The sequence below is a fragment of the Mycobacterium sp. Marseille-P9652 genome (assembly GCF_902652685.1).
Lineage (GTDB): Bacteria > Actinomycetota > Actinomycetes > Mycobacteriales > Mycobacteriaceae > Mycobacterium.
On the sequence record NZ_CACRUY010000118.1, the window covers coordinates 1 to 2,830 of the forward strand.

Annotated in this window: 3 protein-coding genes; 1 reads left to right on the forward strand and 2 read right to left on the reverse strand. The window is 74.2% G+C overall.

Features of this window, described 5'->3' with window-relative positions; translation table 11 throughout:
• The coding region (locus tag GPY60_RS26380) for an LCP family protein (RefSeq protein ID WP_370462837.1) at positions 1-1,010 on the forward strand (1,010 nt) is incomplete at its 5' end.
• Here GPY60_RS26380 and GPY60_RS26385 read toward each other — a convergent pair.
• Entirely contained in the window at positions 1,007-1,828 is an 822-nt protein-coding gene (locus GPY60_RS26385; RefSeq protein WP_156690641.1) for a glycerophosphodiester phosphodiesterase, read from the reverse strand. The genes GPY60_RS26380 and GPY60_RS26385 overlap by 4 nt on opposite strands.
• Before the next feature lie 4 nt (positions 1,829-1,832).
• Positions 1,833-2,651 carry a DUF4328 domain-containing protein gene (locus tag GPY60_RS26390; RefSeq protein ID WP_231639845.1) on the reverse strand — a complete coding sequence of 273 codons (819 nt, stop codon included), beginning with the start codon at positions 2,649-2,651 and terminating at the stop codon, positions 1,833-1,835.
• Positions 2,652-2,830: the final 179 nt, after the last annotated feature.

Sequence of the window (2,830 nt, forward strand, 5' to 3'; positions counted from 1 at the left end):
GGCCCGGCCCCCCCCCCCCCCCCGTCGCGCCGAAGACCGGCCGCGCGGGCCGCCTGCGCCGCCGTCTGCGCGCGGTCGCCGCGGTGGTCCTGATCGGCGCCGTACTCGCCGGCGTCGGCATCGTCGGCGGCGCCATCTGGTTCGACACCAGCCTGCACCGGGAAGAGGCGCTGACCGACTATCCCGACCGGCCGGCGCCCGGTCGCGGGACCAATTGGCTGATCGTCGGCTCCGACAGTCGCCAGGGCCTGTCGGCCCAGCAGCAGGCCGACCTGTCCACCGGCGGCGACGTCGGCAGCAGCCGCACCGACACGATCGTCCTGGTGCACCTGCCCGGGCTGTGGTCGGACGCGACCCCGACGGTGGTGTCGATACCGCGGGACTCCTATGTGCCGATACCCGGGCACGGCAAGGACAAGGTCAACGCGGCGTTCTCGATCGGCGGGGCGCCGCTGCTCACGCAGACGGTGGAGCAGGCCACCGGGCTGCGGCTCGACCACTACGCCGAGGTCGGCTTCGGGGGGCTGGCCGCCCTGGTCGACGCGCTGGGCGGGGTGAGAGTCTGCCCGGACGCGCCCATGCGCGACCCCCTGGCCGGCATCGACCTTCCGGCCGGCTGCCAGGAGCTGAACGGCCGCGATGCGCTGGGCTACGTCCGGTCGCGCGCCACGCCGCGGGCCGACCTGGACCGAATGATTCATCAGCAGGAATTCCTGTCGGCGTTGCTGAACCGCGCCGGGTCCCCGGCGGTGTGGCTCAACCCGTGGCGCTGGTACGCCGTGCCGAGGGCGGTCGCGGATGCCCTGACCGTCAATCGCGGCGACCACGTGTGGGACCTGGCCCGGCTGGGCTGGGCGCTGCACGGATCGAAGACCGCGATGACGGTGCCGATCGGGGAGTTCACCGACAGCGACGTCGGCTCGGTGGTGGTGTGGGACCACGGCGCGGCCGCCAAGTTGTTCGACGCGCTGGCCGCCGACGGTCCCGTGCCCGCCGGGCTCGCGGGCTAGCCGCTGTCTTCGGCGGCGCGGCTCTGCAGGTAGGCCTTGGTGCGTCCCGGGTGGTGGGTGGCCAGCCACGCCACGCCGACGTCCCGGCAGAAGTCGATGTCGTCGTATTCGTCGACGTTCCAGCAGTAGACCGCCCTGCCCTGGGCGATGGCCCGGTCCGCGAGCTGCGGATACTCCTTCAGCGTCGCCAGCGAGGGGCCCACGGCCGTGGCCCCGACGGCGGTGGCGGCGCCGCTGATCAGGTAGCGGGCCGTCCTGCCCAGCAGCACGGTGGGCAGCATCGGCGCGGCCCGCCGCACGCGCCAGACGGCGGCCGCCGAGAACGACATCACCACGGCGCGGGACCGGTCGGCGGAGGCGGGCGCGGCGATGCCGTAGCGGTGCAGCAGCGCCAACAGCTTGCTTTCCACCAGCGAGCCGTACCGGACGGGGTGCTTGGTCTCGATGAACAGCTTGACCGGACGGTGCCAGTCCAGCACCAGCGACACCAGCGCGTCGAGCGTCAGCAGGCTCGTGTCGCCATGCGTTCCGTCCGGCCGCCAACTGTCGTGCCACGAGCCGTACTCGAGCTCCCGCAATTGGGCGAGCGTCGACGTGCTGACCAGGCCGGCGCCGGTGGAGGTGCGGTCCAGGCGGCGGTCGTGGACGCAGACCAGATGGCCGTCACGGGTGAGCCGCACATCGCATTCCACGCCGTCGGCGCCCTCATTGAGCGCGAGGTCGTAGGCGGCCAGCGTGTGTTCGGGGCGCGCTGCGGAGGCGCCGCGGTGGGCGACTACATAGGGGTGCCCGGCGAGCACGTCGTCGGCCCACGTCATACCCCTATGCTGCCGGTTCCTGCCCCTTCAACTCAACCGGGGCGCCCGCGGGACGCGCGTCGCCGTCGGGCGTGACCACCACCCAGCGGTGCGCGGGCCGCGCGACCGGTTTGCGCTCGAATCCCTCGAAGATCCGGGCGGCGGCCGCCAGCGTGGCCGCCGCCAGCAGGTAGGCGAACACCATGAGGACGGTGTTGTTGGCGATGCCCTGCGCGTCGGTCGCAAAGCTCGTCACGATCGCGAAGACGGAGACGACGTAGCTGAGGACCCAGGCGATCCACCACTCGAGGATGGGCCGGCGCAGCCGGGCGTAGTGGTCTTCCAGGAGCGCCAGCTCGATGACGTACACCGGTGCCCACACGAGGTTCACCACCGGAACCACGCAGCCGGCCCACAGGGCCCGGACCGAACGGGGCTCCGGAAGGCCGTGGTGCGCGAAGACGGCGGCCCGGCGCGCGATGAGCCACCGGATGAGCAGGACGCCGGACGTGATCACCGCCGCGATCGAGGCCAGGCTGGCCAGCACGCCGAACCAGTCCGCGGCGAGGGCCACCAACGAGTTCAGCAGCGTGTTGCGGTTGATGACGAGCAGGACGTACCGGACGACGTACACGAGGGCGGTGAGGCCGACGACGAGCACGCTCGCGAACAGCGTGGCGCGGACGACGGCCGCCGACGGGGCCGGGTGGGCGGGCTTCTCGGGGGTGGCGGTCACCTGCTCGTTCCGGTCGAACAGGCTCCAGCGCGGGATCACCGCATACCGCGGGGTGGGGCCCAGGGGCCGCCTGCCGCGGCGGGCGGGCGGGGGGGGGCCCGGGCGCACGGCGATCCAGCGGAAGCCCGGCGGCAGGCGCGGGGCCGTACGCCGCCCGGCCGGCGGGCCCGGCGGGGCCGGCCGCCGCCGCGCCCTTGCGCCCCCCCCCCCGGCGGCGGGCCGCCCCGCCGGGGGGGGGGGCCATGAGCGCGCCCCGCCGCCGGGGGACCCACTCCGCCGCCGACCGC